13 protein-coding genes and 1 tRNA gene are annotated in these 16,709 nt (G+C 45.6%); 11 read left to right on the top strand and 3 right to left on the bottom strand.

The window, feature by feature from the left end; genetic code table 11:
- Positions 1-1,307: 1,307 nt before the first annotated feature.
- A tRNA-Met gene (locus tag DC20_RS18760) sits at positions 1,308-1,381 on the bottom strand.
- Between the two features lie 137 nt (positions 1,382-1,518).
- Here DC20_RS18760 and DC20_RS18755 point away from each other — a divergent pair.
- The 8 genes from DC20_RS18755 to bshB1 all read left to right on the top strand — a co-directional run bounded on the left by DC20_RS18755 (position 1,519) and on the right by bshB1 (position 10,379).
- Positions 1,519-1,914 carry an START-like domain-containing protein gene (locus DC20_RS18755; RefSeq protein ID WP_062545234.1) on the top strand — a complete coding sequence of 132 codons (396 nt, stop codon included), beginning with the start codon at positions 1,519-1,521 and terminating at the stop codon, positions 1,912-1,914.
- A gap of 93 nt (positions 1,915-2,007) precedes the next feature.
- Positions 2,008-3,420, top strand: a complete 1,413-nt coding sequence (locus tag DC20_RS18750; protein WP_062545233.1) for an LptF/LptG family permease — start codon at positions 2,008-2,010, stop codon at positions 3,418-3,420.
- Between the two features lie 112 nt (positions 3,421-3,532).
- Positions 3,533-3,808, top strand: coding sequence for a 30S ribosomal protein S15 (rpsO, locus tag DC20_RS18745; protein WP_062545232.1), 276 nt, complete (start codon positions 3,533-3,535; stop codon positions 3,806-3,808).
- Positions 3,809-3,952: 144 nt separating this feature from the next.
- On the top strand, positions 3,953-6,103 hold the full coding sequence (pnp, locus tag DC20_RS18740; protein WP_062545231.1) for a polyribonucleotide nucleotidyltransferase: 2,151 nt from the start codon (positions 3,953-3,955) through the stop codon (positions 6,101-6,103).
- 201 nt (positions 6,104-6,304) lie between these two features.
- Positions 6,305-7,168, top strand: a complete 864-nt coding sequence (locus tag DC20_RS18735) for a sigma-70 family RNA polymerase sigma factor (RefSeq protein ID WP_048920485.1) — start codon at positions 6,305-6,307, stop codon at positions 7,166-7,168.
- Between the two features lie 366 nt (positions 7,169-7,534).
- On the top strand, positions 7,535-8,479 hold the full coding sequence (gene trxB, locus DC20_RS18730) for a thioredoxin-disulfide reductase (RefSeq protein ID WP_062545230.1): 945 nt from the start codon (positions 7,535-7,537) through the stop codon (positions 8,477-8,479).
- A gap of 168 nt (positions 8,480-8,647) precedes the next feature.
- Positions 8,648-9,640 carry a peptidoglycan DD-metalloendopeptidase family protein gene (locus DC20_RS18725; protein ID WP_245652249.1) on the top strand — a complete coding sequence of 331 codons (993 nt, stop codon included), beginning with the start codon at positions 8,648-8,650 and terminating at the stop codon, positions 9,638-9,640.
- Positions 9,641-9,650: 10 nt separating this feature from the next.
- Positions 9,651-10,379 (top strand): bacillithiol biosynthesis deacetylase BshB1, encoded by a 729-nt coding sequence (gene bshB1, locus DC20_RS18720; RefSeq protein ID WP_062545229.1) that lies wholly within the window; start codon positions 9,651-9,653, stop codon positions 10,377-10,379.
- A 163-nt stretch (positions 10,380-10,542) separates the two neighbouring features.
- On the opposite strand, the gene accC is transcribed toward bshB1, so the two are convergent.
- Positions 10,543-12,051: an acetyl-CoA carboxylase biotin carboxylase subunit gene (accC, locus tag DC20_RS18715; protein WP_062545228.1), complete on the bottom strand. Its 1,509-nt coding sequence runs from the start codon at positions 12,049-12,051 to the stop codon at positions 10,543-10,545.
- Between the two features lie 204 nt (positions 12,052-12,255).
- Between accC and DC20_RS18710 the strand changes: the two genes are divergently transcribed.
- Positions 12,256-13,494, top strand: coding sequence for an aminotransferase class I/II-fold pyridoxal phosphate-dependent enzyme (locus tag DC20_RS18710; RefSeq protein WP_062545227.1), 1,239 nt, complete (start codon positions 12,256-12,258; stop codon positions 13,492-13,494).
- A gap of 112 nt (positions 13,495-13,606) precedes the next feature.
- Positions 13,607-13,795 carry a histone H1 gene (locus DC20_RS18705; protein WP_062545226.1) on the top strand — a complete coding sequence of 63 codons (189 nt, stop codon included), beginning with the start codon at positions 13,607-13,609 and terminating at the stop codon, positions 13,793-13,795.
- A 169-nt stretch (positions 13,796-13,964) separates the two neighbouring features.
- Here DC20_RS18705 and tyrS read toward each other — a convergent pair whose 3' ends face one another.
- Positions 13,965-15,269, bottom strand: a complete 1,305-nt coding sequence (tyrS, locus tag DC20_RS18700) for a tyrosine--tRNA ligase (RefSeq protein ID WP_062545225.1) — start codon at positions 15,267-15,269, stop codon at positions 13,965-13,967.
- A gap of 227 nt (positions 15,270-15,496) precedes the next feature.
- Between tyrS and holA the strand changes: the two genes are divergently transcribed.
- Positions 15,497-16,549, top strand: coding sequence for a DNA polymerase III subunit delta (gene holA / locus DC20_RS18695; RefSeq protein ID WP_062545224.1), 1,053 nt, complete (start codon positions 15,497-15,499; stop codon positions 16,547-16,549).
- The last annotated feature ends 160 nt before the right edge of the window (positions 16,550-16,709 follow it).

Below are 16,709 nucleotides of genomic sequence, written 5' to 3'. Positions count from 1 at the left end.
AAGTGGATGAAAAACTGTTTTAGTGGTCAGACAAACTCAATTGTTCAACAGCTAAACTTTGTTTTCTAGATCAGTCTTGATATAAGACTGTCAGCCTGTGGAGCCTTGAAGAGGGGGATACCGGTGTAAAAGCTCTACCATTTATTAACTGTGGCAGAGAGAGGTGTCATTTTGAAAACTGTAGAAAGCGAAAATTTTTGCGCTCCAAAGTCTTACACTGTTGAGTTAGAACTTCTTTCATCCCCCTAACAGAGTATAATGAAGTTAACTACATTTATGTTAAATTTCAACGGAAAATTAATATGATTTTATAAAATAATTGTATAGTAGATTGTTCATACTTATTTAGATTTCAGTTTATATAAATGTTAAATTTTCAATAGCAGGAGCTAAATAGATAAACTTTAATTTATTCCGTTTATAACTTTTTTATTTATATCGGTCTTTACAGCCAATCAGCCCTGTTAATAATAGAACCTTTATTTCAAAGTTAAATAGAGGGGTATGATTACATTTTTAATTATTCAGTTAAAATATACTCAATCAATAACCTATTCTTCCCTCTAACTTATCTCGTTTACACAGAGAAGTACAAAGTTGAAATTTGGTTTTAATTAAAGCTTCTTGAAGTACTTCGTTCTGTTGACGTTTTGCTAGGCCTTAATGGCTGGATGCAAAGAAGTGATTGAGTGTTTATTCATTTTAAGTAATGCAAGTTACTTCCCGTTAGTCATGGACTTCTTTCACAAAAATCTTCCCTTGAGATTATTGCTCTATAAAATAGAAAGCAAAAGGAAGAGTAAAGCTAAGCTTATTAGAAGGGGTAGAGAAAATAGGAAGTCTAAAGATGAGGAATTGGAAGTAGTGGGTAACCAATCAAAATAGATTGATGCTTGATTACGCAACAGCTTTCTTTTAAGGGCACAGAACACCGGAGCATTCAGAACTAATAGTTCAGTACTTGAAGGATGCTTGGAAGTCATCCATATTTCAGCTAAGCAACACCTGAGGAGATGTCATAAAGGGATGCAGTAGTAAGACTTTTAACCTATACCATAAACATGCCCTAGATTCAGATCCTTACTCCTTCATTGCAATAGGAAATCTGTCTCACACCAGGTCGCAATTATGTATGCCTTTTTTGATTTCAGGTTACCTGAAAGAAGGAAGTTATGCCTTTGAAAGTCAAGTAATTTGAGAAGAGACTAAGGCTTTGGAAGTGGAATGAGTTATAAGAGTGATTTAACAAAAATGCCTTCAAACAGATAGTTTGAAGGCATTTTTGTTAAAAGAACCTAGAAGTTTTGTAGCGGGGAGCAGAATCGAACTGCCGACCTCAGGGTTATGAATCCTGCGCTCTAACCATCTGAGCTACCCCGCCGAATTGTGGTGCAAATGTAGGAGAAAGATTTATAATCACACAAGTTTTTTTGTATAAAATATTTTCCTTTACTTGAGAACCATATACCGCCCCCGACCTAAACGACTAACGCCCTTTACCTTTATGCTTTCTTGTCTATGAGTAAAATTAAGTTTGTAAGAGAGTATTCTCTCAATGCATCACCTAAGATGCTGTATCCTTACCTAAGCACAGCCTCTGGCTTAGCACAATGGTTATGTGATGCTGCTAAACAAATAGGAGAGCGGAAGTATAACCTCATTTGGGACAACCAGGAGCACATTGCTGAAATGACAAGCCACCGGATGAACAAGTCCGTTCGGTTTACCTTCCCTGGTACTGGCAAAGGAATGCCCCACGACTACAGCTACATTGACTTCTCTATTGAATCTGGTGAGTTGACGCAGGAACAATTCTTACGTGTTGTAGACTATACAGATGTAGGAGACGTTGAACAACTAGCTGAGCTCTGGGACAATCAGGTACTAACCTTACGGGAGTTAATAGGCGGATAGGCTGTCTTTCTACCGCTTTTCGTAAATTGCACCACTTCTCCTGAAATAGTTGGCCACATATCTTTGGCTCTGGGCAGGAAGCGGTGTTACTGCATGAAAAAATTAGATAAACTTATTCTTAAGTCCTTTTTAGGGCCTTTTGTACTCACTTTTGCTGTTGTAGAGTTTATTCTGCTCCTACAGGTCATCCTGAAATACCTGGATGACCTGATAGGAAAGGACTTGGGTGCAGCAGTTATCTCAGAGTTGCTGTTTTACTTCAGCTTGAACCTGGCGCCCATGGCCTTTCCCTTGGCCATCCTGCTTTCCTCTCTCATGACGTTCGGAAACCTGGGAGAGCATCATGAATTAACCGCCATCAAGACTTCAGGTATTTCACTGGTGCGTACCCTGCGCCCGGTGTTTATTTTTGCCGTGCTACTAACTGTTGCGGCCTTTGTTTTCCATAATACCATAGTCCCTAAAGCCAACCTGAAGGCCTATAGCTTAATGTGGGACATCCGACAGAAGAAACCCTCCCTTGACCTGAAAGAAGGTTCTTTTTACAACGGTTTGCCTAACCGTAGCATTAGGGTAGGGAAGAAGTTTGAAGATGGGCAGACCCTGAAAGACATTATGATCTATGACCATTCCAACGGACAGGGAAATGCCGTGGTCATGCTAGCCGACTCAGGCAAGATGTACACCCAGTTCAATGACCAGTACCTGGTGCTGGAAATGTTCCATGGTAAAACCTTTGCTGAAGAGCGGCCAGGCAGTTCTAATGGCTATGGTCCAAGCTCTGGGTATTTACGGCAAGCCTTCACCAAAAACAAAATTGTGGTGAACCTGGCTTCCTTCCAGATGACCCGCAGCAACGCGCAGTGGTTCGCTGATAATAAGATGATGAAGAACATCAATCAACTAACCCAGGTAACAGACTCTCTCCAGAAACAAATTCAAAAAGAAACTACTTTGCTGGAGCCCAATGTGCGCCCTTTCTTTTCGCACTTTTCCAGCCTGAAGTCAGCAGACACGCTTAAGGTTAAAAAAATCTTATTGAAGAAATTGCCAGAAGCTACTCTGCAAGACGTGCAAACGGCCTCCAACGCTGCCCGAAATGTAAAGAGCTTTACCAGTTCTTATGCATCCAGGCTTACTACTATCCAGCGGGAGCAGAACAACTATGAGATTGAGATTTACCGCAAATTCACCCAGGCCGTAGCTTGCTTTATCATGTTCCTGATTGGCGCACCTCTGGGTGCTATCATTCGAAAAGGAGGATTAGGTATGCCGGTAATCATTTCCATAGCCTTCTTTATTGTGTATTACGTGCTCAGCATTTTAGGGGAGAAATGGGGAAGGGAAGGAGTGGCTCCCGTAGCCTTAGGCATGTGGGCTGCTAACCTGATCCTTCTGCCCGCCGGGCTTTTCTTCCTGTACCAGGCGCGCAATGACTCTAACCTTCTGGAATTTGACTTCTGGCGGAAGTTCACTGCGCGGTTGCAACGTAAAAAGGCAATCTAGTAGAAATAGGCCTACTATATTTACCTGTTTTGTTTGAATATTTGGCTTTGTTTCTTAACTTTGCGCCTTATATTCAGAACTGCGATAAATAAGACAAGTACAGTTACACGCAATGAAATTAACTACCGAAGCGAAAAAAGAAATCTTCCAAACCAGCGGTTTTTCTAAGTCAGCCACCGATACCGGATCTGCTGAATCACAAATCGCCTTGTTTACTGCCCGGATTAACCACCTGACAGAACACCTGAAATCAAATAAAAAAGACTTCTCAACTCGTTTGGGTCTTTTGAAACTGGTAGGTAAAAGAAGAAGATTACTGAATTACCTGACAAAAACCGACATTACGCGCTATCGTGCTATTATCGCTGAATTAGGCATTCGTAAATAATCATTATAGAAAAAAGATTAGGGAATTCATTAATAGGATTCCCTAATCTTTTTTATTGCCTCCGCTTTCCCTTCTTGCTCTCAGCGCCCTGGGCTCTCTGCCTTCGGGTGCCTTTTACTTTGATTGCATCATATATTGAGAACGATGTCATACAACGCTATAACAAAAACAATCCGCATGGCCAATGGCCGTGATATAACTATTGAAACCGGCAAGCTTGCAAAACAGGCAGACGGCTCTGTAGTGGTGAGATGCGGAAATGCCATGCTGCTGGCTACAGTGGTATCTAACGTAGGTGCCCGTGAAGGAGTAGACTTCCTTCCTTTGTCAGTAGATTATCAAGAGAAATTTGCTTCTTCAGGTAAAATCCCTGGTGGTTTCCTGAAAAGAGAAGCACGTCTTTCTGACTACGAAATCCTGATCAGCCGTTTGGTAGACCGTATCCTGCGGCCTATGTTCCCGGATGATTACCATTCTGAAACCCAGGTGATCATCAACCTGATCTCTGCAGACGCTGAAATCCTGCCTGATGCTTTAGCTGCTTTGGCTGCCTCAGCTGCGCTTTCTGTTTCTGATATCCCTTTCAACGGACCTATCTCTGAAGTGCGGGTTGCCCGTATTGACGGTCAGTTCCAGATCAACCCTTTACTGTCTGACTTGAAGCGTGCCGATATTGACCTGATCGTGGGTGGTACCGCTGACAGTGTGGCCATGGTGGAAGGCGAAATGAGCGAAGTGTCTGAAGAAGACATGCTGGAAGCCATCCGCATAGCGCACCAAGCCATCAAAGAGCAAGTGCAAGTGCAGGTGGAGCTAGGCCAGGAAGTTGGTAAAACAACCAAACGCGAATACAGCCACGAAACCAACGACGAAGAACTGAAACAGCTTATATTCAAAGCGGTTTATGATAAAGCCTACCAAGTTGCTGCCTCTGGTAACAACGTAAAAGCTGAGCGCAAGGCTTCCTTCAAGGCGATCAAAGAGGAGTTTGTAGCCTCTTTGCCTGAAGACCATACGTATGATTCTACCCTCATTGGAAAATACTTCCATGATGCAGAGAAAGAAGCGGTACGTGATGCGGTATTGAAAGAGCGTCGCCGTTTAGATGGCCGTGCTTTAGACGAAATTCGTCCTATCTGGTCAGAAATCAACTACCTGCCATCTGCGCATGGTTCTGCGGTATTTACCCGTGGTGAGACGCAGTCGTTGACTACGGTAACCTTGGGTACCAAATTAGATGAGCAGATGATTGATGGCGCCATGTTCTCTGGCTACAACAAATTCATGTTGCACTATAACTTCCCTCCATTCTCAACTGGTGAGGCCAAGCCTATGCGTGGTACCGGCCGTAGAGAAGTAGGACACGGAAACCTGGCTATGCGTTCATTGAAGAAAGTATTACCAGCAGAAGATGAGAATCCATACACCATCCGTATCGTTTCAGATATTCTGGAGTCAAACGGTTCTTCTTCTATGGCGACTGTTTGCGCCGGAACGCTAGCCTTGATGGATGCAGGTATCCAAATCAAAGCGCCGGTATCTGGTATAGCCATGGGCTTGATCATGGACGAGGAGTCCGGCAACTTCGCAGTTCTTTCTGACATCTTGGGTGATGAGGATCACCTAGGTGACATGGACTTCAAAGTAACCGGTACTGCCAACGGGATTACTGCTTGCCAGATGGACATCAAAGTGAAAGGTCTTTCTTTTGAGATCCTAGGCCAGGCATTGGCTCAGGCTAGAAATGGACGTTTGCACATATTAGGTGAGATGAACAAAACCATCGCTCAGCCTAATGCAGACTTCAAACCGCATACCCCACGTTCTACCAATATCATCATTGAAAAGGAATTCATTGGTGCTATTATTGGACCAGGTGGTAAAGTAATCCAGCAAATTCAGCGTGATTCTGGTGCGGTTATCCAAATTGAGGAGAAAAACGACAAAGGCCTTGTGAACGTGTTCGCTACCAACCAGGAAGCAATGCAGATGGCCGTGTCTAAAATCAAAGCCATTGTAGCCGTTCCTGAAGTGGGCGATACCTACACCGGTAAAGTAAAATCAATCCAGCCTTACGGCGCATTTGTTGAATTCATGCCGGGCAAAGACGGTTTGCTGCACATCTCTGAGGTGAAGTGGGAACGTCTTGAAAGCATGGAAGGCGTGTTGGAATTAGGCGAAGAAATCCAGGTGAAACTGGTGGACATCGACCAAAAGACCGGAAAATTCAAACTTTCCCGCAAAGCCTTATTGCCTAAGCCTGAGCGCCAGGAGTCTGCTCCCAAAAAGGACTAAGTACTAGCCTCTTACAACCCGGCTCTGCACGTTTACAAATTGGACGTGAGGGGCCGGGTTTTAGGGCTGTTTAACTATAAACGGCCTTAAAATAGGAGAGTTAGCAGGTGTTTTGGATTTAAGAGAACTTTTGGAGCCTGGGAAAGTGTTACCCCAACAGCCAACCAATACAGAGATTTACACAGATAGAAATACACTCCAATGAGACAGCTGAAAATAAGCAAGCAGATTACCAACCGCGAAAGCCAATCCCTAGATAAGTACCTGCAGGAGATTGGAAAGGTGGACTTGCTCACCCCAGACGAGGAGGTAACGCTTGCCCAGCGCATCAGAGAAGGCGACCAGTTCGCCCTCGAAAAATTAACTAAAGCCAACCTCCGCTTCGTGGTGTCGGTGGCAAAGCAATACCAGAACCAGGGTTTATCCCTGGGTGATTTGATCAACGAAGGAAACTTAGGTTTGATCAAAGCCGCTAAGCGTTTTGACGAAACCCGTGGTTTCAAATTTATTTCCTACGCCGTATGGTGGATCCGTCAGTCAATTCTTCAGGCTTTGGCCGAACAGTCAAGAATTGTGCGTCTGCCTTTGAACAGAGTAGGTTCTTTGAACAAGATCTCCAAGTCTTTCTCAGAGCTGGAACAAAAGTTTGAGCGTGAGCCGTCTCCGGAAGAGATTGCCGAAGTACTGGAACTCACCACTGCTGAGGTAGTAGATACCCTGAAGATCTCAGGCCGTCACGTGTCGGTAGATGCACCGTTCGTGCAAGGAGAAGAAAACCGTTTATTAGATGTTCTGGAAAACGAAGACGAAGAGTCTCCGGATACAGGCCTGATGAACGACTCTCTTCGCAAAGAAGTACAGCGTGCCCTTTCTACCTTAACCAAACGTGAAGCCGATGTGATTACTCTTTACTTTGGATTGAACGGTGAGCACTCCCTGACCTTGGAAGAGATTGGTGAGAAATTCAACCTGACTCGTGAGCGTGTGCGCCAGATCAAAGAGAAAGCCATCCGTCGTTTACGTCATACTTCCCGCAGCAAGGCCTTAAAACCTTACTTAGGATAAGCTTATAAAAGGATTTTAAAGCCTTGGTTTCTCAAGAAGCCAAGGCTTTTTGCTTTTCAGCAGGGTAGGTGCCAAGACTGCTGCCTCCGTTTACACGCGCTTTCTGCAAAACTCCCTGTAAACAGGTAAGTGGGTTTAAACCATTGCGGAGACAGTAGGTCTAAAGATTGCCCTGCCGGAAGAGAATTCTTCTTTCCTCTATTTTGTTATATTCAAGAAGAGTGAAAAGTTGGTAAAACAGTTGTAAAAAGATGGTTTACAAACTTTTATATCAAATAAATGTTATTTGGACGCACAGGATACCAGCTCTTCTTCCGGTGTCTCTAAAATAATTTGTAATATTGCACTCCCAAATTATTACCCCATATGGAAAACCAAAAGGAGCGTGTAAAGTGTCTGATCATAGGTTCTGGTCCTGCCGGATATGCCGCTGCCATTTACGCCTCACGTGCCGGCTTACAACCGGTAATGTACCAAGGCTTGCAACCTGGTGGTCAGTTGACCATTACGAACGACGTTGAAAACTACCCCGGATATCCTTCCGGCATAAATGGCCCGCAGATGATGGAAGATTTCCGTCAGCAGGCAGCCAGATTTGGAACTGATATACGGTACGGCATCGCTACCTCAGTAGATTTCTCCGGAAAGCCGCATAAAGTGACGATTGACGAGGAGAAGGAGATTGATGCAGATACGGTGATTATTGCAACAGGAGCTTCTGCGAAGTGGTTAGGCTTGGAATCTGAGTCAAGATTGAACGGAAGTGGTGTTTCTGCCTGCGCCGTGTGTGACGGATTCTTCTACCGTGGACAGGACGTAGCTATTGTAGGAGCTGGAGATACTGCCTGCGAAGAGGCGCATTACTTATCTAACCTTTGCTCTAAGGTGTACATGATTGTGCGCCGTGAAGAGATGCGTGCCTCTACCATCATGCAGAACCGCGTGAAGAACACACCTAACATTGAAATTCTTTGGAACAGTGTGACCGAAGAGATTTTAGGGGAGCATGGCGTAGAAGGAGCTCGTATCAAAAATGCGGTAACTGGTGAGACACAAGACATCAAGGTGAGTGGTTTCTTTGTGGCCATTGGTCATGAACCAAATTCCAAGATATTCCAGTCTTACCTGGAGCACGATGAGAGCGGCTACTTGAAAACAATTCCGGGTACGTCTAAAACGAATGTAGACGGCGTCTTTGCCTGCGGCGATGTGCAGGACAATGTGTACCGACAAGCGGTGACAGCAGCCGGTACAGGTTGTATGGCGGCTCTTGATGCTGAACGCTACCTGGCCTCACTGGAAGATCATTAAAACAAGGAGAACAAGCCTCTATCTTATTGTTAAGGCAATAAAATAGGGGCTTGTTCAGTTCTAAAGCCGAATCTGAGGAAGTTCAGGCTCGGTGATTAATTGGATTAAATGCTTTTTAAGAAACTACTTTTCTTCTTTTTGCTTTCCTGCTTTGCCCTTTCTGGGAACATGGCTGAAGCCCAAAAGAAGAGAACAAATAAAGACCTGTTCAGAAGAAAGGCTCCCAAGATAAGGCAGGTGAAGCCCAAAACTACGGTAGAGGTAAAACAAGAAACCTCTCAGGACAGCGACAAACCTAACAGAGGGGAGTTTAGCCCTGTCCGGAAACTCTCCATTGTGAGCGAAGACACCAGCTCTTTGGATTTAGGTGAGCAAAGCCTTGTGGAGATATCTGAGCAAATCCAGATGGATGATAGTGTCTGGGTGAAGATTGCCGCCTATTACGCCATATGGGATACCCGCAACATTAATCCTTATCATAAAGATGGACGCCAGTTGAAAGACACGGTTGCCCTGCGTTTATACGATTCCAAGCACGCTTACAAGATGCCTCTGGTGGAAACACCCATTACCTCTGACTTCGGGTTTAGAGGCTACCGGTGGCATTATGGCACGGACCTGGACCTGGATACAGGTGACTCTGTGAAAACTGCTTTTGACGGTGTAATCAGGATCTCTAAATGGGATGGCGGCGGATACGGCAATTACCTGGTGGTACGCCATGTAAATGGGTTGGAAACGCTTTATGGGCATTTAAGCAAACCCATAGCAAAAGTAGGCCAATACGTAAAAGCCGGGGAGTTGATAGGCTGGGGCGGAAGCACGGGTCGTTCTTCTGGTCCACACTTGCATTATGAAGTGCGCTATGAAGGTAATCCCATTGACCCGGAGGAGATCTATAATTTCCCTGAGTATCTGCTGAAGGGGGAGAACTTTAAAATCACCTCTGCGCTTTTCAATTACTACAATCGGGCTAAGAAAACATCCTCCTCCTCTGGGGCTAGTAAGGCCAGAAAAGTGGTCTACCACAAAGTGAGAAATGGAGAGGTGCTAGGGTCCATTGCCCGTAAATATGGTGTTTCGGTTTCTCAAATCACGAGATTAAACCGTATTTCAACAAAAACTACTTTGCGCGTAGGCAGAAGCCTTCGCATCAAATAACTCTACACCAATGAAGCTTGATATAGTTGCTTTTGCCTCTCACCCAGATGATGCTGAACTTGGCTGTGTGGGTACCTTGCTGGTCCATAAAGCACTGGGAAAGAAGGTGGGGGTAGTGGACTTAACCCGGGGCGAATTGGGTACCCGGGGTACTCCGGAAACCAGGGCCCAGGAAGCTGCTGATTCAGCTACCATCTTAGGCCTTGATGCCCGTGAAAACCTAGGCTTAGCTGATGGCTTTTTTCAAAACGATGAAGCTCATCAGCGCAAAGTCATTCAGGCAATCAGAAAGTATCAGCCGGAGATTGTGTTGATGAATGCTATCCATGACCGCCACCCAGACCATGGAAGGGGAAGTCAGTTGGTGTCTGAGGCATGTTTCTACTCTGGTCTTCTGCAGGTGAAAACCCAGGGCCAAGGCGGGGTGGAGCAGGAACCCTGGCGACCTAAGGCAGTGTATCATTATATTCAGGATAGGTTTATTTCTCCAGACCTGGTGGTAGATATCACCCCTTTTTGGGAAAAGAAGGTAGAAGCCATAAGAGCTTTCAAAACTCAGTTCTTTACCCCTAGCAGCCCTGAATCATCGGAGCCTGCCACCTATATCTCTTCCCCTGATTTCATGCGCTTTATCGAAGCCCGAGCTCTAGAACTAGGACATGCCATAGGAGCCACCTACGGGGAAGGATTTACACGGGAACGTTTTGTAGGTGTGAAGAACCTCTTCGATTTAATTTAAAATTTCTGTATCAATTTTAGCTTGTTTTACCAAAATTAAACTGAAAGGTATTTTGATAAAGCTTTATTCAATTATAAAGTTCAACAGAAAGCCCTCTATTTTATGCCTATTTTCTATATAAAAGGCTTAAAACAGAGGGCTTTCTTTTATAAAATCTCTGATTTTACTTTAGCCTGTTTTTACGCCAGTCAGACATACCACCTGTACTTTGATTTACTGAAGTAGAAGCAGAGTTTACTTTTTTGGCTTGTCCGGAGAACATGGCCGCTAGTACTGCTGCAATCTCTGCTTCATCAGGAGAAGAGGAAGGCTTCAATACGCAAGGGTCTTGAAAATACCGCTCAATAAACTTAGTATCAAAGTTGCCTGACCTGAACGCCTCATGTTGCATCACAAACTTCCCAAACGGTAAAGTGGTTTCGATTCCGGTGATCTGGTATTCCTCTATAGCCCTGATCATCTTTTCGATGGCTTCCTCCCGATCTTTGCCGTAGGTCACCAGCTTTGCAATCATAGGGTCATAGTAAATAGGAATCTCCATACCTTCTTCAAAGCCATCATCCACTCGTACACCTAATCCCTGAGGACGCTTGTAGGTGGTCAAAGTCCCGATGTCTGGTAAGAAGTTGTTAGCGGGGTCTTCTGCATATACCCGCAGTTCCATAGCGTGACCATTGATGGTGAGGTCTTCCTGAGAAAAGGAGAGAGGCGCTCCTTGAGCTACCTTAATTTGCTCCTTCACTAAATCAAGACCAGTAATTTGCTCCGTTACGGGGTGTTCAACCTGCAAACGGGTATTCATTTCCAGAAAGTAGAAGTTGTGGTTTTCGTCTAACAGGAATTCAACGGTACCCGCACCTACGTAATCGCAAGCTTTGGCTACGTCCACCGCACACCTTCCCATCTGTTCCCTTAACTCTGGAGTAAGAACCGCAGAAGGAGCTTCTTCAATTACCTTCTGATGACGGCGCTGGATAGAGCATTCGCGCTCAAATAAATGCACAATGTTGCCGTGCGTGTCACCCAACACCTGGATTTCGATATGACGGGGTGAGGTCACGTATTTCTCAATGAACACCGAGCCATCACCAAAGGCCGAGGTAGCCTCACTCACCGCCAACTGCATCTGCTCCTCAAACTGTGATACCTGGTCTACTACCCGCATGCCTTTCCCCCCGCCACCGGCACTTGCCTTGATCAGAATAGGGAATCCGATGTTGGTGGCTATGGTTTTGGCTTCCTCAATATCAGTGATGGCGTACTCGGTGCCGGGTACCATGGGTATGTTGTACTTTGCCACCGCAGCCTTCGCGGCCAGTTTGCTTCCCATCAATTCTATGGCTTCCGGGGAGGGTCCAATGAAGGTAATGCCAGCTTCCTGTACCTGTTGGGCAAACCCCGCGTTTTCAGACAAGAAGCCATAGCCTGGGTGAATGGCATCTACGCCTAACTTTTTGCAAACGTCCAGAATCACATCCGTGCGCAGGTATGAGACACTGGAGGCTGGAGGGCCCACGCAAACAGCTTCATCGGCGAAGCGCACGTGCAGGGCCTGGCGGTCTGCTTCTGAATAGATAGCCACCGTTTTGATGCCCATCTCACGGGCTGACCGCATGACTCTCAGGGCTATTTCTCCACGATTGGCAATCAGAAGCTTTTCGATTTTTTTCATTGGGGCAGGTACAGTTCAGTTCGTTCTTCAAAGAAAGTTTATTCCATTCAAAGTTAAAAGGCGAATTTGCCTTCGCTTTATGATGCTGGCTTTGTATTTGATAACATTCAATGTAAATTTGCCTACCTTTTAGGTTTCTAAATCTTGATTTAAGAAGGTAGTTTCACGGCCTTCATAATATTAACCGCCTTAACATTATCTAAAGTGGATTTATTTGAAAAGTTATTGGCCAATCGCGGACCGCTTGGCAGCCATTCACACTACGCACACGGGTATTTCACGTTTCCTAAACTGGAGGGAGAGATAGCGCCACGCATGACTTTCCGGGGCAAACAAGTACTTACCTGGAGCTTGAACAACTATCTGGGTTTGGCAAACCACCCGGAAGTTAGGAAGGCCGATGCTGATGCAGCTGCTGAGTTTGGAATGGCTCTACCCATGGGTGCCCGCATTATGTCTGGTAACTCCAATAACCACGAGCGTTTAGAAAATGAACTGGCGGCATTTGTACAGAAAGAAGATGCTTTCCTGCTTAACTTCGGGTACCAGGGTGTGGTGTCTATCATTGATGCTTTGGTAGATCGTCATGATGTGATTGTGTATGACGCAGAGTCACATGCCTGTATTATTGATGGCGTGCGTTTGCACCAAGGCAAGCGGTATGTGTACCAGCACAATGATATTGAAAGCCTTGAGAAGCAACTACAGCGTGCTACTCGCTTAACAAACGAAACTGGTGGTGCCATTCTGGTAATCACTGAAGGCGTTTTTGGCATGAGCGGTAACTTGGGTAAACTACAGGAGATTGTTGCCCTGAAAGAGAAATACGGTTTCCGTTTGTTTATTGATGATGCCCACGGATTCGGGACCATGGGCAAAACCGGCGCCGGTACTGGGGAGCACTTAGGCGTGCAGGACGGCATCGACATCTACTTCTCTACGTTTGCCAAATCAATGGCCAGCATTGGCGCCTTTGTGGCCAGCAATGAGCAAGTGATTGAGTACCTTCGTTACAACATGCGTTCTCAGACCTATGCCAAGTCTCTTCCTATGACATTGGTGGTAGGAGCTTTAAAGCGTCTTGAATTGCTGCGTACAAAGCCAGAACTGAAGGATAATCTTTGGAAAGTAGTGAATGCGCTGCAGTCTGGTCTTCGGGAGAAAGGCTTCAACATTGGTACAACAGAGTCTTGCGTGACTCCGGTACTACTGAACGGCCAAATACCTGATGCTACGGCTTTAACCCTTGATTTGCGCGAGAATTACAACATTTTCTGCTCTATTGTGGTGTACCCGGTGGTACCTAAAGATGTGATCATGCTCCGTCTTATCCCTACTGCAGTTCATACATTAGATGATGTGGCTGAAACCATTGCTGCTTTCGAAGCAATTTCCGCAAAATTGGACAAAGGCCTTTACACCAAATCATCGGTGACAGCCTAAAAACGGACATTGGTAATAAAATAATGCAAACGCTTATTTTTTTTGCACCTTATTTTAAAATTCCTATATTAGAGCCATAAAACGAAATGTTAAACCATTTAAACAAGCTCTAATGAACAATTTTTCCAAACTTAAGGATCTGGTTCTTTCTCTTGAAGGCGACTTTGAGAAATTCTATGACAAGAAGAACTCAGCTGCTGGGACTCGTGTAAGAAAAGGCATGCAAGATCTGAAAAACATGGCTCAGGATATCCGTAAGGAAGTTCAGGACATGAAAAACAGCGAAGGTGCTGCTAAATAGTAAGTCGTTCTGAGATAAGATATTATAAAAAAAGGTGGGCCTACAAACCCACCTTTTTTTATGTCCGTTCAGAGTAAAAAAGAAAACCTCCTGTTTAGAGCCAGCTTTAGTAAAACTAGCCCTAAACAGGAGGTTTTCTTATGAGGTATAAAGAGGGGAGAGCTGCCGCTTAGACTGCTTTTACCAGGTAATAGTTCTTCTTTCCTTTCTGCACCACCAGGTATTTGCCCTGCAGTAAATCCTGTGAGAGCGCCTCGTCTGGTTTGCCTACTTTCTGCCGATTGATGCTTACGCCGCCATTTTGTATCATTTTTTTTGCCTCACCTTTTGACTCAAAAATCTGGTTTTGTGTCAACTCAGAAAGGAAGTCCACGGAGAGGGTGTCAGTGGATAAGCTATCCTTGGGAACCTCTATCTGGGGCACGCCTTCAAAAACTGCCAATAAGGTTTCTTCCGGTAAACCGCGCAAGGTTTCCAGGTCACCTTTCCCGAACAGGATCTGCGAAGCTTCTACTGCGCTTTCGTAGTCTGCTGCGGAGTGCACGGTGGTGGTTACTTCTTTAGCGAGTGCTTTCTGCAGCACACGCAGGTGAGGAGCTTGCTGGTGTTCGGCTACTAACGCTTCAATCTCCTCCTGGGGCAATAAGGTAAAGCGTTTCACCAGTTTCTCTGCTTCTTCATCGGCGACGTTAAGCCAGAACTGGTAGAACTTGTACGGCGAGGTCATGGAAGGGTCTAGCCACACGTTGCCGCTTTCAGACTTGCCGAACTTGCTGCCATCGGCTTTGGTCACCAAAGGCGTAGTCAAAGCAAAGGCTTTGCCGCCTTCCATGCGCCGGATGAGTTCTGTACCGGAGGTAATGTTGCCCCATTGGTCAGAGCCGCCCATCTGCAGCTTCACATTCTTGTGCTTGTACAAGTGGTAGTAATCGTAGCCTTGCAGCAACTGGTAAGAGAATTCAGTGAAAGAAAGTCCTTCGGCACCGTTTTCACCTTCCTGGGCGGTGATCCGCTTCTGAACAGATTCCTTCTTCATCATGTAGTTCACCGTAAGGTGCTTGCCTACATTGCGCAGGAAATCTAGAAACGAGAACTCCTTGAACCAGTCATAGTTGTTCACGATCTCGGCGGCGTTCTCCACGCCTTCAAACTTCAGGAACTTCTCCAGCTGTTTCCGGATGCCCTCCTGGTTTGCGCGCAGAACTTCCTCAGAGAGCAGGTTACGCTCCGCGTTCTTGCCAGAGGGGTCCCCGATCATACCAGTGGCACCGCCTACTAACGCGATAGGCTTATGACCTGCGCGTTGCAGATGCACCAACAGCATAATAGTGGCCAGGTTGCCTATGTGGAGCGAGGAGGCTGTAGGGTCAAAGCCTATATAGCCCGTAGTCATGCCTGCGTTCAGTTGTTCTTCAGTGCCGGGCATGGTGTCCTGCAGCATGCCGCGCCAACGCAGTTCTTCAATTAAATTCATGTGGCTTCAAGTTTACTAGGGCCAAAGATACACATCTTTTAAAATGATAGCAGGAGAGAATCTGGTAAGCAGGATCTCTAGATTTGATTTACGGTTGGGGATTGTTTTTGCGAGAAGGAATTCAAAACAGAAACTCGCTTTTTTGTTTCTGCCCATAGTGTATTCGTTTCTGGTCTGTGGTAACTTTGGAGTGTTATTCCTTTTTACCATCCCATCAAGTACAGCCCATGGCGCTTACCGCAGAAGACATCCTGAAGCAACTCAAGAACCGTGAATTTGCCCCTGTTTATTTCCTGCAGGGCGATGAGCCTTTTTACATAGACATGCTCTCAGATTACATAGAACAGCATGCCCTTAATGACATGGAGAAGGGCTTTAACCAGGTAGTCATGTATGGCAAAGACACTGATGTGCCCACCGTGCTGCTGCAGGCCAAGAGGTTTCCCATGATGTCTGACCGGCAGGTGGTCATAGTAAAAGAAGCACAGAACCTGCCCAACCTGGAGGCTGATCCTGAGAAAGACCCCGCAGCCAAGCAACTAGAGGCATACCTGAACAATCCATTGCCTTCCACCATTCTGGTTTTCTGCCACAAGCTCAAGACCGTAGATGGCCGCAAGCGTTTAGGCAAGCTTTTGTCAAAACAAGCAGTTTTCCTGACCACCAAAAAGCTGTATGAAAATCAGGTGCCGGGCTGGATTACCCAGTACATTAAAAGCAAGAACCTGCTGGCTACCCCACAAGCGGTAATGATGTTGGGCGAGTTCATTGGCTCAGACCTGTCCCGTTTAGCGAATGAAATTGAAAAGTTAGCCATCAACCTGAAACCGGGGCAAACCATAGATGAGCGGCTCGTGCAGGAGAACATCGGCATGAGCAAAGAATATAACATTTTTGAACTCCAGAATGCCCTCACCCGGCAGGACGTGTTAAAGGCAAACCGCATCTTGAACTACTTTGAGTCTAACCCTAAAGACAATCCGCTTATTCCTAACTTGGTACTGCTGTTTTCATTTTTCACTAAACTGATGACGCTGCACCTGCTTCCGCAGATAACCGAACAAACCGTAGCCAAGGAACTGGGAAACCGCGGATTTCTGAAGAAAGAGTATTTACAGGCTCTTCGTGCGTACCCGTACCAGCGCGTACTGCTAATCATCACGTTCATCCATAAAGCTGATTTGCAGAGTAAAGGCATTGAGGGGGGCTCTTTGTCAGATGCGGCCATACTGAAAGAACTGGTCTTCAAAATATTGCATCCCGTACCGGTGTATACCTAAATTGTGTTTAGGGCCTGCTTAAAGAAAGGAAGCCTAAAACTGCAATTTTTTGAGCAGCTAAAAATGCTAAAAGCACTATATTCTCGTTGCTTAGTTGTGGCAAGCAAGTAAAATTAAGCTGCCGCTTACCCGCATTTTTTCTAAATTTGAAGGACGGGCC

It is taken from the genome of Rufibacter tibetensis, from assembly GCF_001310085.1.
Classification (GTDB): domain Bacteria; phylum Bacteroidota; class Bacteroidia; order Cytophagales; family Hymenobacteraceae; genus Nibribacter; species Nibribacter tibetensis.
This window is presented reverse-complemented; position numbering and strand designations above follow the sequence as displayed.

What these genes read in the sequence shown, in the direction of transcription:
- DC20_RS18755 (WP_062545234.1), top strand. Translation starts at nt 1,519, where the DNA reads ATGAGTAAAATTAAGTTTGTAAGAGAGTATTCTCTCAATGCATCACCT.
- DC20_RS18750 (WP_062545233.1), top strand. Translation starts at nt 2,008, where the DNA reads ATGAAAAAATTAGATAAACTTATTCTTAAGTCCTTTTTAGGGCCTTTT.
- rpsO (WP_062545232.1), top strand. Translation starts at nt 3,533, where the DNA reads ATGAAATTAACTACCGAAGCGAAAAAAGAAATCTTCCAAACCAGCGGT.
- pnp (WP_062545231.1), top strand. Translation starts at nt 3,953, where the DNA reads ATGTCATACAACGCTATAACAAAAACAATCCGCATGGCCAATGGCCGT.
- DC20_RS18735 (WP_048920485.1), top strand. Translation starts at nt 6,305, where the DNA reads ATGAGACAGCTGAAAATAAGCAAGCAGATTACCAACCGCGAAAGCCAA.
- trxB (WP_062545230.1), top strand. Translation starts at nt 7,535, where the DNA reads ATGGAAAACCAAAAGGAGCGTGTAAAGTGTCTGATCATAGGTTCTGGT.
- DC20_RS18725 (WP_245652249.1), top strand. Translation starts at nt 8,648, where the DNA reads ATGGCTGAAGCCCAAAAGAAGAGAACAAATAAAGACCTGTTCAGAAGA.
- bshB1 (WP_062545229.1), top strand. Translation starts at nt 9,651, where the DNA reads ATGAAGCTTGATATAGTTGCTTTTGCCTCTCACCCAGATGATGCTGAA.
- accC (WP_062545228.1), bottom strand. Translation starts at nt 12,051, where the DNA reads ATGAAAAAAATCGAAAAGCTTCTGATTGCCAATCGTGGAGAAATAGCC.
- DC20_RS18705 (WP_062545226.1), top strand. Translation starts at nt 13,607, where the DNA reads ATGAACAATTTTTCCAAACTTAAGGATCTGGTTCTTTCTCTTGAAGGC.
- tyrS (WP_062545225.1), bottom strand. Translation starts at nt 15,269, where the DNA reads ATGAATTTAATTGAAGAACTGCGTTGGCGCGGCATGCTGCAGGACACC.
- holA (WP_062545224.1), top strand. Translation starts at nt 15,497, where the DNA reads ATGGCGCTTACCGCAGAAGACATCCTGAAGCAACTCAAGAACCGTGAA.